The following is a 14,198-nucleotide window of genomic DNA, read 5'->3' as shown; positions in this document are numbered from 1 at the left end:
GTGGTCCGTACCCTCTGATGACCGTGACCGACGACCAGCTTGAGGTGGGTGTGGGCCCCTGGCCGGGGGACCCGCCGGACGACAGCCGCTACGACCCGCGGTTGCTGGCCGAGGGTGACAGGCGCAACGTGGTCGACCGCTACCGCTACTGGCGGCACGAGGCGATCGTCGCCGACCTGGACCGGCGCCGGCACGGCTTCCACGTCGCCATCGAGAACTGGCAGCACGACTTCAACATCGGCACGGTGGTCCGCAACGCCAACGCGTTCATGGCCGCCGAGGTGCACATCGTCGGACGTCGGCGGTGGAACCGGCGCGGCGCCATGGTGACCGACCGGTACCAGCACGTCCGTCACCACGAGACGATCGAGGAGTTCGTCGACTGGGCTGCCGGGCGGGGGCTGCCGGTCTTCGGTATCGACAATCTGCCCGGCTCGCTCCCGCTGGAGACCGGCACCCTGCCTCGGGACTGCGTGCTGCTGTTCGGCCAGGAGGGGCCCGGTCTCTCCGAGCCGGCCCGCGCGGCCTGCGACCAGCTCTACTCCATCGCCCAGTACGGCTCCACCAGGTCGATCAACGCGGGCGTTGCCAGCGGGATCGCCATGCACGCGTGGATCCGTACCCACGCCGGTCCGCCGCCGGACTGAACCCGCGCCGCGCCGGCGCGATCGGACGGTCCGGCTTGACGCGCGGGCGGTGCGGGGCGACGGTGGGGATGTGAGTGTCGCGGTGAGTTGTCCGAGATGCGGGGGCCCGGTACGGGCGCCGGATCTGATGCACACCGAGTCGAGGTGCCTGGCTTGCGGGCCGGTCCCGCCGCTGCACGTGCCCGAACACATCGGACCGGAGATCGTGGCGAGCGTGGTGGACCGCATCACCGCGACCGCGGACGCGCCTGTGACGCCGCTCTGGTGTCCGTGGCCGCTGCCGCCCGGCTGGACCCTCACCGGCGTGGCGTACGCGGGGGACGAGCGGACCGGCGTGCGGGCGACCGCCGTGGCCTGTGCGGGCCCGGCGCCGCTCGGTGGAGGCCCGGCCGACCTGGTCTTCGTGGCCGAGGAGCCCGGTGTCGGCCTGGGTACGCGACTCGCCGGACTGTCCGGTCCGGACCCGGGACCGCAGTTGGTCGACGCGCTCACCGACCCCGGCCCGGGTCATCCGGAGCACGTGGGGCAGGCCCGGATCAGGGTCGGCGGTCACCCGACTCCACTGTGGTTGGTGAATTCACGAACGGATCGAAGCGCGTACGCCGGCGAGGCTCGGGGAATGTGGCTGCATGCGATAGCCTGGCCGGCGAGTGCGGGACACCTGCTCGCGGAAGACGTCGTGCTGCACGACCTGACCGAGTGGACTCCGCCCGAACTCGTGTACGGCGCACCATCTCCGCACCTATCAGGTAAGGCTTGACAACCCTCCCTGATTGACGGAGAACGGACGCAGATATTCACTGTACGACACCACACTGATACTCTGGGTGCCGCTGCGGTAATGGGACCCGGCGCCGCGCGAGAGGATGGCCCGCCATGGTCAAGAAGGTCCTCACCTGGGCCGGAATCGCATTCTTGATCTTCTTCGTCGCCTACCGGCCAAACTCGGCGGCGGATGTGTTCAAGTCGCTCGGCGGTGGCATCGTTGACATCGCCCAGGGCTTCGGTGACTTCTTCACCAGCCTCGTCGCCTAGCCGCCGATGGGTAGCCCCTCCGGTCCACCCTTCGACCCGGACGACCCCGACCGGGAACGTCGCGAGCGGGACACCGAGCCGATTCCACGGATCGGGCCGGATGACGGCCCGGGCTACGGTGCCGGCCCCGGCCTGTCCGACGGGCCGTCCCTGTCGGACGATGTCGGCTACGGCGACGGGCCCGGCTACGCCGGTGAGGGTCGTTCCGGGCGCGCCTGGATCCGTGATCCGGAGGCCAGCTACCAGCCGCCGCAGATCTCCGAGGACGAGCTGGCCGGGCTGCGCGCGGACGCGACAGGCGCGGCCCCTCGGCGGGTGCTGCCACTGGAGGACGAGCCCAGCTCACTCGTCGCCCGTTACCTCTTCCCCACCGAGCGCTACCGGGGCGAGTGGAAGCGGCACTGGGTCCACCTCACCACCCCGCTGCTGATCGGCGTCGCGGCGACCTTCGTGCTCGGCTACCTCTCCGGCTTCCTCGCCGGGCAGAACGTGGGCGCGTTGACGACCATCGCCGTGCTGCTCTGGTTCGCCGTGATGGGCTGGGTGGCGTGGAAGGTCGCCGACTGGTGGTATGACCGGTTCATCCTGACCAACAAGCGGGTCATGGTGGTCAACGGCATCGTCACCCGCAAGGTGGCCATGATGCCGCTGGTCCGGGTCACCGACATGAAGTACGAGCAGACTCCGACCGGCCGGGCGCTCAACTACGGCACGTTCGTGCTGGAGTCGGCCGGCCAGGAGCAGGCCCTCCGCGAGATCAAGAACCTGCCCAACCCGAACGAGCTCTACCTGCGAGTGGTGGAAGAGATGTACGAGCCGCAGGCGGTGGAGGCCCGGCTGGGCAAGGAGGCCGACGAGGCCAAGGCCGACGACGGGGCGTGAAGGTTTTCGTCCGAACATCGGAGCAAGTGCGCACCTTTCGTCATGGACCAGACGGCCTCTGACGTGGCACTCTGCCAGGACGGCCGGGTGGCGGGAGGTGGGCGGTGGCGAGCAGGGACGCGTTGGAGGAGGAGTTTCGCGACTTCGTCGCGGCTCGTTCCGCCGCGCTGCTGCGCACCGCGTACCTGCTCACCGGTGACTGGGCCACGGCCGAGGATCTGCTCCAGACGGCCCTCACCAAGACCTACCTGGCATGGAAGCGCCTCGGCGGGATCGAGGCCGTCGAGCCGTACGCCCGACGGGTGATGGTCAACACCTCCACGAGCTGGTGGCGGCGGCGCTGGCACGGGGAGCGCCCCACCGAGGTGCTTCCCGAACGGGCCGGTGTCGACGAGATCGAGCAACAACTGGACCGTGACCTGCTCTGGCGGCATCTCAAAGAGCTGCCCACGCGCCAGCGCGCGGTGCTTGTGCTGCGCTACTACGAAGACATGTCGGAGGCGCAGACCGCCGCGATGCTGGACATCTCCCCGGGCACCGTGAAGAGCCAGGCGTCCCGGGCGCTTGCCACCCTGCGCCGCCGGATGGGATCCGCCCTGCCGGACCTGGACGGCGAAGCCGCCACGCCGGCCGGGGCGAACCGCACCCGCCGGGCTGCCACCGCCGGCGGCGCGGGCAGTCCGAGCCGGAGGGACACCGCCGTCGGCGGTACGCCTCGACCCCGGCCGGTGTCCGACCCGTCCGCTCCCCGTCCGGCCACCCCACGCCCGATCGGTCCGTCGATCGAGCTGCCCTCCGCTCCGGCGGCCGTGCCCGTTGGCACCGGTCCCGGAGAGAAGAAGTGAGCGGGTACCGGGGCCGGTCCGACAACCTGACGGGCCGGCCGGCGCGTCCATACGACGTGCGGCCCGACGAGATCGAAGGTGCGGTGCGGGAGACCCTCTCGCGCCAGGTCGCTGTCGCCCGTCCGCTGAGCGCCGACCCCGCCGGCCAGGCCATCCGCCGCGGGAACCGGATCCGCCGCAGGCGTACCGCGGCTGGCCTCTCGCTCGCGGCGATCGCCACAGTCCTGGTCAGCACCGGCATGGCCCAACTCGGTCAGGACTCCGGGCGGGAGGGCTCACCCATCGTCGTCATCGGTGACCCCGACCCGTCGGCCCGACCGATCCCCACGGCCACCGTGCCCGCCCCCCTGCCCTCGCCCGGCATGTCCGCCGACCTGCTCGTCGGCGGGACGTTGATCAGCGCCGACGGGAAACGACTCGAACTGCCCAGCGTCGGGCCGGCCGAGAGCGCCCGACCTCTGCCCGCCGGCGGAGGGTTGCTTGTGGTCGGCGCGCAGACCACGGCCGGCCGATCCCTCTGGGTCGCCCAGGACGACGGGCTGGTGCAGGTGCTGCTGGCCGGGGCGGGCGGGATCGCGGTGGCACCCGACGGCCGACAGGTCGCCTGGCGCGACGGCACCGACCTGGTGGTGGCGGGAGTGATCGGCACCCAGCTCATCGGCTCGGCGCGCACGCCGGTGCCGGCCGGGGCGGAGCCGGTCCGGTTCGTCGGCGACAGCGTGCTGGTCCGGCTCGATCCGGACGCGCCGGGGCACGCCCTGTGGCGGCCGGGTGCCGGGCAGCTGACCCCGGACGGCGGCCGGCACACCCTCAACATCTACGGCACCCTGCCGGACGGGCGTCTGGTCGGTCAGGTCGCCGCGGGCGAGCCGGGCGACACCTGCCTGGCCGTGCTCGACCCCACGCCCGCGCTGAAGACGGTGGGCACCGGCTGCGGCCCAGAACTGAGCGCGGACGGCGCCGGCGGGATCTCCCCCGACGGGCGGTGGCTCCTGGTGAACGGGAGGGCAGGCAAGGCCGACCGGTCCCTGCTTGTCGACCTGCGCCGGCTCGGTCCGGCCCTGAGCGCCCTGCCGGCCGGCCCGCCGGTGACCGGCGCGGTCGCCTGGACGACCGGATCGGCGGCCTCGTACGTCGACGGCACCGGCCAGCTGGTCCGGGTCGACGTCGACCAGGTACGGGCCGGGAAGCCGGCCGAGCCGTCCCCCGTCGCCGACCTGCGACCGGGGGACCGTCCAATCCTGGTGACCGGCTCCTGACGGTGGCGCCGACCTCCTGGGTACCGTCGGGGCCGTGATCTCGCGTACCGGACCCGCAGCACGGATCGACATGCACACCCACTCGACGGCAAGCGACGGCACGCTCAGCCCGGCCGACCTGGTCCGGGCGGCCTCCCGAGCCGGGCTGGACGTCCTGGCGATCACCGATCACGACACCACCGCCGGCTGGGAGCCGGCGGTGCGGGCGCTGCCGCCGGGGCTGCGCCTGATCCGGGGAGCGGAGCTGTCCTGCCGCTGGTCCGGCACCGACCCGGCGGTGCCGCTGCACCTGCTGGCGTACCTGTTCGACCCGGACCACCAGGAACTCGTGGCCGAGCTGGCCCGGGTACGCGCGGCCCGCGAGGAGCGCGGCGAACGCATCGTCGCGCTGCTGCGCGCCGACGGCATCGACGTGAGCTGGCCGGACATCCTGGCCGGCGCGGGCGGTGGCACGGTGGGCCGACCGCACATCGCGCAGGCGCTGATCCGGGCGGGTCTGGTCGGCAGCACCGGGGAGGCGTTCGGTCCCGACTGGCTGGGCGAGCGGTACCGGCTACCCAAGGAGGACATCGACGTGTTCCGGGCCGTCCGGCTGGTCCGGGCGGCCGGCGGTGTGCCGGTCTTCGCCCATCCCCGGGCCACCAGACGCGGACGCGTGGTGCCCGACGAGCTGATCGCCGACCTGGCCGCCGTCGGGTTGGCCGGGCTGGAAGCCGACCACGAGGACCACAGCCCGGCCGAGCAGGCGCACGTACGCGCCCTCGCCGCCGAGCTGGGCCTGCTGGTCACCGGCTCGTCCGACTTCCACGGCACCCACAAGACCGTCCAGCTCGGCGCGTTCACCACGGGCGTCGAGGCGTACGAGCGGATCGTCGATGCCGGGGTGACCGAGGTCGCTTCAGGCTGATCCGAGCATTTCGTCCACCGTGCCACAGCTAGGTTGATCACGTGGATCTGAAGCTGTTCGGCGAGGTTTTCGTGACCCTGCTGGTGATCACCGACCCGCCGGGCATGATGCCGATCTTTCTGGCGCTGACCGGCCCGCTGCCGGCCCGGGACCGTAACCGTGCCGCCTGGCAGGCGGTGGCGCTGGCGCTCGGCGTCATCGTGATCTTCGCGGTGGCCGGCCAGACCCTGCTCGACTACCTGCACGTCGACCTGCCGGCCCTCCAGGCCGCAGGCGGACTGCTGCTCGTACTTGTCGCCCTGGAACTGCTCACCGGCAAGGCCGACGACCCGAGTCAGCAGGTCACCTCGAACATCGCGCTGGTGCCGCTGGGCACCCCGCTGCTCGCCGGCCCGGGCGCCATCGTGGCCACCATGCTCTTCGTCCAGCAGGCCGACGGGCTGGGCGAGTTCAGCGCCATCGCCGTGGCGATCCTCGCCGTGATGGTCGCCGTCTGGATCGTCCTGCGCTTCTCCGGCGGCATCGTGAAGATCCTCCGGCCCGGTGGCATCGAGGTGCTGACCCGGATCGCCGGGCTGCTGCTGGCCGCGATCGCCGTGCAGCTCATCGCTGACGCGGTCGCCGCCTTCGTGACGCAGTACGTGAACATGGCCTGACCGGGGCACCGCGTTGTCGGGGGTGGATGGCAGGATCGCAGGCGTGCGACGAGCCTCACCAGCCGGACGACCCGCCGCCGGCGGCCGGCCGCCTCACCAGCGCGCCGGTGCCCCCGAGCAGCTCGGCTTCGAGGGCATGCCGGAGCGGCTGTTCGTCTGCACCCCGAGCAAGCTCGGCGCGTACGCGGACTGCCCACGCCGCTACCGCTACTCCTACGTCGACCGGCCGACCCCGCCGAAGGGGCCGCCGTGGGCGCACAACTCCCTCGGCGCCAGCGTGCACACCGCCCTGAAGAACTGGTATGCGCTGCCCACCGAGCGGCGCCGGTCCGAGACGCTGGCCACCCTGCTCAAGGGCACCTGGGTGCGCGAGGGCTACCGCGACGACGAGCAGGAGCGCGCCGCGTTCCGGCGGGCGTTGGGCTGGCTGGAGGCGTACGTCGAGACGCTGGATCCGGACACCGACCCGCTGGGTGTGGAGCGGGTGGTCGCGGTCAAGACGGCGGTGCTCGCCTTCAACGGTCGGGCCGACCGCATCGACTCCCGCCCCGGCCCGGACGGGCCTGAGCTGGTCATCGTCGACTACAAGACCGGCCGCACGGGGCTGGACACCGACGACGCGCGGGGTTCGCAGGCGTTGGCGCTCTACGCGTACGCGGCCGAGCGGGTGTTCCGCCGGCCCTGTCGCCGGGTGGAGCTGCACCACCTGCCGACCGGCACTGTCGCCGGTCACGCCCACACCGTCGAGTCGCTGACCCGGCAGGTGACCCGCGCCGAGGAGACGGCCCGCGACATCATGGCCGCCGAGCGGGCGGTGGCCGACGGTGGCGACGCGGATGAGGCGTTCCCGACGGCACCCGGCCCGCGCTGCGGCTGGTGCGACTTCCGGCGGCACTGCCCGACCGGCTCCCAGACTCCCGGCAAGGAGCCGTGGGCTGCCATGGACCGTCCCGCCGACGGCTGACCGGGCCCGGCGCGGCCCTGGTCAGTCGGCCAGCAGCGCCGCGACCTCCTGCCGCCCGTCCTGCGCCGCCGGCGATGTCGCTGCCTGCCGCGCGGCGGCGTGCCGTTCGGCCCGCTGCTTCGCGGCCTGCGTCAACGGGCCCTCCAGGTAACGGCGGGGCACCGCGGTGAGCGCGAGACGCAGGGCGCGCACGCTCAGGTCCGCCGTCAGCGCGGTCGTGGGCAGCCCGAGCCCGCCGTACATCCGGCGGGCCCACGCCGGCAGCAGCCCGAGCGCGGTGCCGGCGATTCCCAGGTACGCCCAGCGTGGCGGGCCGAGGGTGAGCCCGAGCCGGGCGGGCAGGCTGAGCTTCCACGGCAGCGGCGGAGCGGTGAGGAACAGCGCCGTCTCGGCGGCCTCCCGGGTCATCCGCAGCCGGGGCCGTACGGCCCGGTAGTAGTCGTCCACTTCGGCGGCGGTGCCGGGGACGGTGGCCGGGTCCAGGCCGACGAGCGCGGCGGAGCGGCGCTGCTCGGTGTAGTAGCGGTCCACCTCGTCGTCGGTCAGCGGCAGGCCGGCCCGCCGGGCGGTGTCGAGGAACGACTCGACCTCGGCGACGTGCACCCAGCGCAGCAGGTCGGGATCGTCGATCCGGAACTCCTCACCGGTGCGCGGATCGGTGGCCCGCAGACGGGCGTGCAGCCGGCGCAGCCGGGCGCCGGCCGCCTCCGCCTCGGCGGTGGTGCCGTAGACGGTGGTCCCCACGAAGGTGGCGGTGCGCACCAGCCGCCCCCAGGCGTCGGTGCGGTAGTCGCTGTTCTGCGCGACCCCGGCCATCGCCCTGGGGTGCAACGCCTGGAGGTAGAGCGAGCGCAGGCCGGCGACGATCAGGATCGGCTCGTCGTGCACCTTCCACGTGACCGAACCCGGACCGAAGAGGCCGAGGTCATCGGAGTCCACCGCCCAAGAGTGCCACGCCAGTGCCGACCTCGCCGCTCGCCGGCGGGTGCCGGGCGCAGTGGGTCAGCGGTCGGCGGACCGGCGGGACCGACAGCCCGGGCAGAGACCCCAGAAGGTCACTTCCGCCTCGTCCACCTCGAAGCCGTGCGAGATGCTCGGCTCCAGGCAGGGTGCGCTGCCGACCGCGCAGTCGATGTCGGCGATCTCGCCACAGCCCCGGCAGACCACGTGGTGGTGGTTGTCGCCGACCCGCGCCTCGTACCGGGCGGGACTGCCGGCGGGTTCGATACGGCGGGACAACCCAGCCCGGGACAGCGCGCCGAGCACGTCGTACACCGCCTGGGTGGAGACCGAGTCGAGGCGTTCCCGGACCCGCCTGGTGATCTCGTCGACCTCCAGGTGGCCACCACTGGCCAGCACGTCGAGCACCGCGAGGCGCGGTCGGGTGACCCGCAGCCCTCTCGATCGCAGCAGCTCCTCGGCACCGGACATGGGCCAATGACAGCACGGACGACAGGCATCGACAACCGGCATGCCGCCGCGGTGGCCACCGACACAGCCGACGGGCCGAACCGATCGATGAACCCGAGCGCGCCGCCGTGCGTGTCTGAGTTCGAGAGCTCGGAGGCGGGCCGGCCGCCCGTAGGCTGGCGGTCCTGCGACCGTTGATCCACCTGGAGGTTCGATGTTCGAGGAGATCCTGGGTCTACCGGTCCACGTGCTGGTGATCCACGCGGTGGTCCTGTTCGTGCCGCTGCTGGCGGCGCTTGCCATCGCGTACGTGGGTCTGCCCCGGTGGCGACACCGGCTGGACTGGGCGCTGGGTCTGCTCGCCGTGGCCGCCCCGGTGACCACCTTCGTGGCCGTCGAGTCGGGTGAGGCGTTCACCGACGCGCTTGTCGCCAAGGGTTTCCAGGGGCCGATCCTCGACCAGATCTTCGAGCACTCCCGGTACGGCGACATCCTGTTCCGGATCGTGGTGCCGCTCGGGATCGTGGCGATCCTGCTGCTGGTGGCGACCAGCGGGCATCCGCGGGTGCCGCGGCTGCCGGCGTTGGTCACCCCGGTGCTGGCGGTGGCCGTCGTCGCGCTCTCCATCGCCTCGCTGGTCTACGTCTACCTGACCGGTCACTCCGGCGCCGAGGCGGTCTGGGGCACCACCCTCTGACCTGTCGCGGTCAGAAGATGATCCGCGAGCAGAGCAGGCAGACCAGCACCACCAGCACCACACCGGCCGCCGCGCCGAAACCGTAGGTGACCCGCTGCGAGCGCTGCTCGGCCGCGTCCAGGGCGGCATTGTCCTGCGCGGGCAGCCGGCGGGGCGCTGTCGGCTCAAGGTGTACGGGCGGACGCCAGCCGGCCGGCGGCGGCGTGCTCGGCGGAGGGCCCGCGTACCCACCGGTCGGTGTGGGGGCCGGCCCGGCGGGCTCCGCGGCGCCGCCGTCGCCGGGGCCGGGCCGCCGCCAGTAGTCGTCGGGGGTGCTGGCACCGCTGGGGGTCGTCACGCCGTCCGACGCTACCAATCAGGTCGTCCGCCCGGCCGCTTCTGGCCGGCGCGGCCGCCCTCGGCTGCGCTAGTCTTGCCGTTCGTGAGCACCGAGGACCCCGGCACGCGGGGAGCGCGCGGCGACGACGACCGTACCGTCGACCTGAGCGACGACTTCGTGGTGCTGCCCGAGCAGACGTCCGACGACACCGATCACGGTTGGGGCGAACGGGCCGGCGGCAACGACGACTGGCTGCTGTCCCAGCGCCCCCCGCACTGGGACTGACCCGCGCTAGCCGCGGACGACTATGGCGAAGCGGCTGCCCTCGGGCAGCCCGACGGCCCGTTGTGCCTGGTCGGGGCGGAGCGCCAGGTAGAGCGCCGCCGACCCGTCGGTCGCGCCGCCGCCCAGCACGTCGAGCACCAGCGCTCCGGCGGCGAGCAGGGTCGCCTCGGTGCCCGCCTCACCGGGGGGCGCCGCGAGCAGGTCGACCCGGGCGCCGGGGCGGACCACCGCCAGCGCGGCGGGCTCGGCCAACCGGACCGGCACCCCTACCGACCCGCTGGGCAGCGGCAGCGGCCCGGGGCTGGACGACGGCCCGCTCCGGTCGCCCGCCTCGGTGGGTCCCGTGCCGGGGACGGGCATCTGCCCGTCCGTTGCCGTCGGTGCGCGGTCCGGGGACGGCGTGCTGCCGGTGGCCGCAGGGCAGCCGGTCGGGGTGTGCAGGACGGCGGCGGCCAGGCCGAGCAGTGCGGCGACCAGGCCGGCCCGCAGCAGGGTGCGACCGCCGGGCAGGGAGGGTCGGCGCAGCGGTCGCAACGCCCGCGTCGAATCCGGATCGACCATCGCCCCGCCGCCTCCCGTCGGGGCGTCGCGGCGACGCCCGTGGACGGCAGGTTAGGCCGGTCGGAGACCGGTCGGTCGGCCGTCCGGGCGTGCCTGTGGACAACCGGCCGGCCTGTGGACAACCGCCCACCGGCAGGCTCGACCTGCTAAGAGGCGACTGTCAGCCGACCCGACGTCACGGCACCAGGGGTGCCCGACGGGTCAGGACGTGGAACTGGCCGCCGGCGCCTTGCCGCCGCTCGACCCGCCCGAGGACGAACCGCCGGACGAGGACGACGACGACCCGGACGTCGAGGACGACCCGGACGAGGAGGACGTCGAGGACGACCCGGAATCCCCACCCGATGACGACTCGGACTTGGCTGGCTTGCTGGCCGTGCCGCCGGCCGATGTCTCGGACCCGGAGGCGCGCGAGTCGGTGCGGTAGAAGCCGGAGCCCTTGAAGACGATGCCTACCGAGTTGAAGACCTTGCGCAGCCGCCCCTGACACGCCGGGCACTCGGTCAACGGCTCGTCAGAGAAGGACTGCACCGCCTCGAGCTGGTGACCGCACGCGGTGCAGGCGTACTGGTACGTGGGCACGTTCTCCTCCGGATCTGGGCTCGGCCAGTTGGCACTCGACGTATTCGAGTGCCAATGGTGCGTCATTCGCCCCGGGTTCGTCCAGCGGACGTGTGGGGCGCGACACCACGCGACGAATCCGGGCCGCCGTCAAGCGTACGCATCCCGTCGGAGGGGGTGAGCACCGCGCGGACCTGACGGTCGTGTGGTTCGGCGGGCAACGCCTCGACCAGCTCTCCGTCGTGCAGCGGGACCACTGTCAGCGTCCCGGCCGGCACCCGGGCCAGCGCGCGGTCGTACGAGCCGCCGCCGCGACCCAACCGCCGGCCGTTCCTGTCGACGGCGAGCGCCGGTACGACCACCAGGTCGGCGTCGGCCACCGCCTCCACCCCGAGCCGGGGCCCGTCCGGCTCCCGGAGACCCCGGCCGGCGGCGACCAGGCGCTCCGGCCCGGTGTACGCGGCCCAGTCCAGATCCAGGTCGGGCAGGAGCACCGGCAGCAGCAACTCGGCGTCGGCAGGCAGCGCCGCCCGCAGCACCGCCGGCAGGTCGGGGCCGCCCGGCTCGGAGCCGACCGGCACGTACGCCGTCACCCGGTGCGGTCGCAGCCGGCGTACCAGGGCTACCAGCTCGGCCTGGACGCGCCCGGCGGCTTCGGCCCGGGCCGGCGCGGACAGTGCTCGGCGGCGGGCGAGCAGCTCGGCGCGGGCGCCCCGCTTCGCCACAGCTGTCGCTTCCGCTTCATAAGAAAAATCCGGCACGCAACACTCCTGACGCAACGCCTCCACCACGGTCGCTCTGTGTCAGCATCGCAAGCAACGGAGGCGGAACTTCCGGGGGGACCGAGTGACGCTACGCGGGCGGTTGACGGCAGCCTTCCTCGTGGTGGTGCTCGGCCCCGTCCTGCTCGGCGCTCTCTTCGTCGCGTCCACCGCCGCCGCGGTGGACCGCAGCCGCTCCACCGAGCGTCTCGCCGTGGCGGCGTCCACAGTGCGCACCTCCGTCGACGCGCTCTGCCAGCAACTCCGGGCCACCGCCGACGCGGTGGCCCTCAACGGTGACCCGTCCGCCGCCGCCAACCAACTGGTCAGCCGGGGCCTGGCCGCCGCCGTACTGATCACCGACGTGACAGGCCGGGTCACGTACGCCTCGGCCGGCGCGCCGTCGATCCCCTGGCGGGACTGCTCCGGCACCGGGGAGACGCAGCCCGGGCCGGTGCACGCGCTCGCCGCCCGGGTGGACCTGCGCGACCGGGGCGGCGCCCTGCTCGGCACTGTGGCCGCCGCACAACTCGTCGACCCGGCGTTCGTGACCCGGCTCGCGGCGGTCACCGGCGTGGCGGTCACCCTGCTCGGCGGCGCGGGCAGCGACCGGGTCACCCACACCACCGAGTCCCGGGACGTCCGCGACGCGGTGCTCGCCGCCGCCGGCGCCGTCGACAGCGAGCGGGTCACCGAGACCACCGACGGCCGATACGTGCGCAGGATCGGCCCGTCCAGCGGGCAGCCGCTGCCGCTGGTCCTGTCCGTGCCCAGCGAACGTCCGCCCGGGCTGCACGTCACGCTGCTCGGCGCGGTCGTGCTGGCCGGCCTGCTCGCCGTGCTTACCGCCTGGCGGCTGGCCCGGGTGACCACCCGACCGCTCGTGGAGTTGGCCAGCGCCGTCGACCGGGTGGCGTACGGCGACCTGACCGCCCGGGTGCCGGTGCGCAGCCGCGACGAACTGGGCCGGCTGGCCGCCGCGTTCAACCGGATGACCCGGGAGACCGGGTCGTACGTCGCGGCGCTCACCAGCAGCCGCGACCAGTTGCGCGGCCATCTCGCGGTGCTCGGCGACACCCTGGCCAGCACGCACGACCTGCAACGCATCCTGCGGGTGATCCTGCACAGCGCCATCGCCGCCACCGGCGCCCGGGCCGGCGCGGTGCTGCTCGTCGAGGCCGGCGGGGTACTCGCCGCGCAGTGCAGCGAGGGGCTGGACGGGCGCTGGCCGGACGGCGACCCGGACGAACCGCAGACCCTGCGGGTGCCGGTGGGCGTCGGCGTGGTCGGCGCGGTGGCCGCCACCGGCGAGCCGCAGCGGGGGCGGATGGAGCCGACCGAGGTCCCCGCAGGTGAGCCGCGCTGCCGCACGTACGTCGCCGTGCCGTTCGCCACCCCGGGCGGGCCCGCCGCGCCGACCGGCACCTCCACCGCCGACGAGGCAGGTACGCCGGCGGCGGCACTAGGCGTCCTGGCCCTCTACGACCGGGTGGGCGCGGACGAGTTCGACGACGACGACCTGGTCACCCTGCGCACCTTCGCCGGGCACGCCGCCGTGGCCGTGGAGAACGTCCGGGTGCACGAGGAGGCCCAGCGGCTGTCGCTCACCGACCCGCTCACCGGCCTGTGGAACTACCGCTACCTGCGCGAGTCGATCCGGCGGGAGGTGGAGCGGGCCAGCCGGTTCGGCCGGATGCTCAGCGTCCTCGCGTTGGACCTGGACCGGTTCAAGGACGTCAACGACACGTACGGGCACGCCGCGGGGGACACCGTGCTCGCCGAGTTCGCCAGGCGGGTACGCGGCGAGATCCGCGAGGTCGACCTGGCCTTCCGGCAGGGCGGCGAGGAATTCGTCCTGCTGTTACCGGAGACCGACGCCCGGGGCGCGGCGATAGTGGCCGAGCGGCTGGGCGCCGCCGTGCGGGAGGCACCCATCGCCGTCGAGGCGTACGCCGGGCCGGTCATGGTGACCGTGTCGGTGGGCATCGCCGTCTACCCGGACCACGGCAGCACCGGACGGGAGGTGCTGGAGGCCGCCGACGACGCGCTCTACGCCGCGAAGGCGGCCGGCCGGGACACCTACCGGGTCGCCGAGGTACGCCCCGACGTGCCGACCCGGGAGTTGCAGGTGCTGGCCGGCGCCCTCAGCCCACCGGACGGGCTGCCGCGTGCCGGCCGACAGGTGCAGGCCCACCGGGAGCCGGGCGGCCACGCCCGGTCGGAGCCGGCGGTGGGCGTACCCGAATCGTCGCCGCCGGGGCCGGCGCACGCCCGGCCGGAGGTGGCCGACGACCCGGCGGCCGATGCCGCGGAGGGCGCCCGGGCCGGTCCGGACGCCGCACGGCCGGGACCGGGCGGCGGCGCGTCTTCTGGGCCACACCCGCCGCGGCAGAGCCGTGGCCGATAGTC

The 14,198-nt window shown here is 73.7% G+C and carries 18 protein-coding genes and 1 pseudogene; 13 read left to right on the top strand and 6 right to left on the bottom strand.

Annotation, left to right across the window (positions count from 1 at the left end):
• The first annotated feature begins 23 nt into the window (after nucleotides 1-23).
• The 9 genes from ACZ6N8_RS03520 to ACZ6N8_RS03480 all read left to right on the top strand — a co-directional run bounded on the left by ACZ6N8_RS03520 (nucleotide 24) and on the right by ACZ6N8_RS03480 (nucleotide 7,195).
• Entirely contained in the window at nucleotides 24-647 is a 624-nt protein-coding gene (locus ACZ6N8_RS03520) for a TrmH family RNA methyltransferase (protein WP_387111440.1), read from the top strand.
• A gap of 49 nt (nucleotides 648-696) precedes the next feature.
• A complete protein-coding gene (locus tag ACZ6N8_RS03515; RefSeq protein WP_466007191.1) occupies nucleotides 697-1,407 on the top strand; it encodes a DUF6758 family protein in 711 nt (236 codons plus the stop codon).
• A gap of 116 nt (nucleotides 1,408-1,523) precedes the next feature.
• Nucleotides 1,524-1,682 (top strand): hypothetical protein, encoded by a 159-nt coding sequence (locus tag ACZ6N8_RS03510; protein WP_165942702.1) that lies wholly within the window; start codon nucleotides 1,524-1,526, stop codon nucleotides 1,680-1,682.
• A gap of 6 nt (nucleotides 1,683-1,688) precedes the next feature.
• The gene (locus tag ACZ6N8_RS03505) at nucleotides 1,689-2,564 is read left to right on the top strand and encodes a PH domain-containing protein (RefSeq protein ID WP_354816927.1); all 876 of its coding nucleotides are present in this window, start codon (nucleotides 1,689-1,691) and stop codon (nucleotides 2,562-2,564) included.
• A 104-nt stretch (nucleotides 2,565-2,668) separates the two neighbouring features.
• Nucleotides 2,669-3,409, top strand: a complete 741-nt coding sequence (locus ACZ6N8_RS03500) for a SigE family RNA polymerase sigma factor (protein ID WP_466007189.1) — start codon at nucleotides 2,669-2,671, stop codon at nucleotides 3,407-3,409.
• Nucleotides 3,406-4,668 (top strand): hypothetical protein, encoded by a 1,263-nt coding sequence (locus ACZ6N8_RS03495; protein ID WP_466007187.1) that lies wholly within the window; start codon nucleotides 3,406-3,408, stop codon nucleotides 4,666-4,668. The genes ACZ6N8_RS03500 and ACZ6N8_RS03495 overlap by 4 nt, the downstream gene beginning before the upstream one ends.
• Nucleotides 4,669-4,738: 70 nt before the next feature.
• Entirely contained in the window at nucleotides 4,739-5,575 is an 837-nt protein-coding gene (locus ACZ6N8_RS03490) for a PHP domain-containing protein (RefSeq protein WP_466007318.1), read from the top strand.
• Nucleotides 5,576-5,616: 41 nt separating this feature from the next.
• Nucleotides 5,617-6,231, top strand: a complete 615-nt coding sequence (locus ACZ6N8_RS03485) for a MarC family protein (RefSeq protein WP_091394729.1) — start codon at nucleotides 5,617-5,619, stop codon at nucleotides 6,229-6,231.
• Nucleotides 6,232-6,367: 136 nt separating this feature from the next.
• On the top strand, nucleotides 6,368-7,195 hold the full coding sequence (locus ACZ6N8_RS03480) for a RecB family exonuclease (RefSeq protein ID WP_466007316.1): 828 nt from the start codon (nucleotides 6,368-6,370) through the stop codon (nucleotides 7,193-7,195).
• A 21-nt stretch (nucleotides 7,196-7,216) separates the two neighbouring features.
• Here ACZ6N8_RS03480 and ACZ6N8_RS03475 read toward each other — a convergent pair whose 3' ends face one another.
• Together ACZ6N8_RS03475 and ACZ6N8_RS03470 are read right to left on the bottom strand one after the other, a co-directional pair.
• Nucleotides 7,217-8,134 carry an oxygenase MpaB family protein gene (locus ACZ6N8_RS03475; protein ID WP_466007185.1) on the bottom strand — a complete coding sequence of 306 codons (918 nt, stop codon included), beginning with the start codon at nucleotides 8,132-8,134 and terminating at the stop codon, nucleotides 7,217-7,219.
• A gap of 63 nt (nucleotides 8,135-8,197) precedes the next feature.
• Nucleotides 8,198-8,626, bottom strand: a complete 429-nt coding sequence (locus ACZ6N8_RS03470) for a Fur family transcriptional regulator (protein ID WP_466007183.1) — start codon at nucleotides 8,624-8,626, stop codon at nucleotides 8,198-8,200.
• Between the two features lie 193 nt (nucleotides 8,627-8,819).
• On the opposite strand from ACZ6N8_RS03470, the gene ACZ6N8_RS03465 reads away from it, so the two are divergent.
• Nucleotides 8,820-9,302 (top strand): DUF2231 domain-containing protein, encoded by a 483-nt coding sequence (locus ACZ6N8_RS03465; protein WP_466007181.1) that lies wholly within the window; start codon nucleotides 8,820-8,822, stop codon nucleotides 9,300-9,302.
• Between the two features lie 10 nt (nucleotides 9,303-9,312).
• Here the strand turns inward: ACZ6N8_RS03465 and ACZ6N8_RS03460 are convergent, their stop codons facing one another.
• The gene (locus tag ACZ6N8_RS03460; protein ID WP_466007179.1) at nucleotides 9,313-9,639 is read right to left on the bottom strand and encodes a hypothetical protein; all 327 of its coding nucleotides are present in this window, start codon (nucleotides 9,637-9,639) and stop codon (nucleotides 9,313-9,315) included.
• A gap of 84 nt (nucleotides 9,640-9,723) precedes the next feature.
• Between ACZ6N8_RS03460 and ACZ6N8_RS03455 the strand changes: the two genes are divergently transcribed.
• Nucleotides 9,724-9,906: a hypothetical protein gene (locus ACZ6N8_RS03455; protein ID WP_387111464.1), complete on the top strand. Its 183-nt coding sequence runs from the start codon at nucleotides 9,724-9,726 to the stop codon at nucleotides 9,904-9,906.
• 6 nt (nucleotides 9,907-9,912) lie between these two features.
• On the opposite strand, the gene ACZ6N8_RS03450 is transcribed toward ACZ6N8_RS03455, so the two are convergent.
• Nucleotides 9,913-10,467, bottom strand: coding sequence for a flagellar biosynthesis protein FlgA (locus ACZ6N8_RS03450; RefSeq protein ID WP_466007177.1), 555 nt, complete (start codon nucleotides 10,465-10,467; stop codon nucleotides 9,913-9,915).
• A 208-nt stretch (nucleotides 10,468-10,675) separates the two neighbouring features.
• Here ACZ6N8_RS03450 and ACZ6N8_RS03445 point away from each other — a divergent pair, with 208 nt between their 5' ends.
• The gene (locus tag ACZ6N8_RS03445) at nucleotides 10,676-10,894 is read left to right on the top strand and encodes a hypothetical protein (RefSeq protein ID WP_466007327.1); all 219 of its coding nucleotides are present in this window, start codon (nucleotides 10,676-10,678) and stop codon (nucleotides 10,892-10,894) included.
• 62 nt (nucleotides 10,895-10,956) lie between these two features.
• On the opposite strand, the pseudogene ACZ6N8_RS03440 reads toward ACZ6N8_RS03445, so the two are convergent.
• A pseudogene (locus ACZ6N8_RS03440) lies at nucleotides 10,957-11,115 on the bottom strand (FmdB family zinc ribbon protein); the annotation flags it as partial.
• Complete coding sequence (locus ACZ6N8_RS03435; RefSeq protein WP_466007176.1) at nucleotides 11,112-11,789, bottom strand: 5-formyltetrahydrofolate cyclo-ligase; 678 nt, start codon at nucleotides 11,787-11,789, stop codon at nucleotides 11,112-11,114. The gene ACZ6N8_RS03435 and the pseudogene ACZ6N8_RS03440, both read right to left, overlap by 4 nt.
• 85 nt (nucleotides 11,790-11,874) lie before the next feature.
• Here ACZ6N8_RS03435 and ACZ6N8_RS03430 point away from each other — a divergent pair, with 85 nt between their 5' ends.
• Nucleotides 11,875-14,196, top strand: a complete 2,322-nt coding sequence (locus ACZ6N8_RS03430; protein WP_466007174.1) for a GGDEF domain-containing protein — start codon at nucleotides 11,875-11,877, stop codon at nucleotides 14,194-14,196.
• The last annotated feature ends 2 nt before the right edge of the window (nucleotides 14,197-14,198 follow it).

Source organism: Micromonospora sp. NPDC047521 (assembly GCF_055587305.1).
The sequence above is the reverse complement of the archived record's forward strand: the minus strand, read 5'-3'. Positions and strand labels throughout refer to the sequence as shown.

Excerpts from the sequence above, each read along its gene's own strand:
- ACZ6N8_RS03465 (WP_466007181.1), top strand. The coding sequence starts at position 8,820 with ATGTTCGAGGAGATCCTGGGTCTACCGGTCCACGTGCTGGTGATCCAC.
- ACZ6N8_RS03505 (WP_354816927.1), top strand. The coding sequence starts at position 1,689 with ATGGGTAGCCCCTCCGGTCCACCCTTCGACCCGGACGACCCCGACCGG.
- ACZ6N8_RS03510 (WP_165942702.1), top strand. The coding sequence starts at position 1,524 with ATGGTCAAGAAGGTCCTCACCTGGGCCGGAATCGCATTCTTGATCTTC.
- ACZ6N8_RS03470 (WP_466007183.1), bottom strand. The coding sequence starts at position 8,626 with ATGTCCGGTGCCGAGGAGCTGCTGCGATCGAGAGGGCTGCGGGTCACC.
- ACZ6N8_RS03490 (WP_466007318.1), top strand. The coding sequence starts at position 4,739 with ATGCACACCCACTCGACGGCAAGCGACGGCACGCTCAGCCCGGCCGAC.
- ACZ6N8_RS03450 (WP_466007177.1), bottom strand. The coding sequence starts at position 10,467 with ATGGTCGATCCGGATTCGACGCGGGCGTTGCGACCGCTGCGCCGACCC.
- ACZ6N8_RS03480 (WP_466007316.1), top strand. The coding sequence starts at position 6,368 with ATGCCGGAGCGGCTGTTCGTCTGCACCCCGAGCAAGCTCGGCGCGTAC.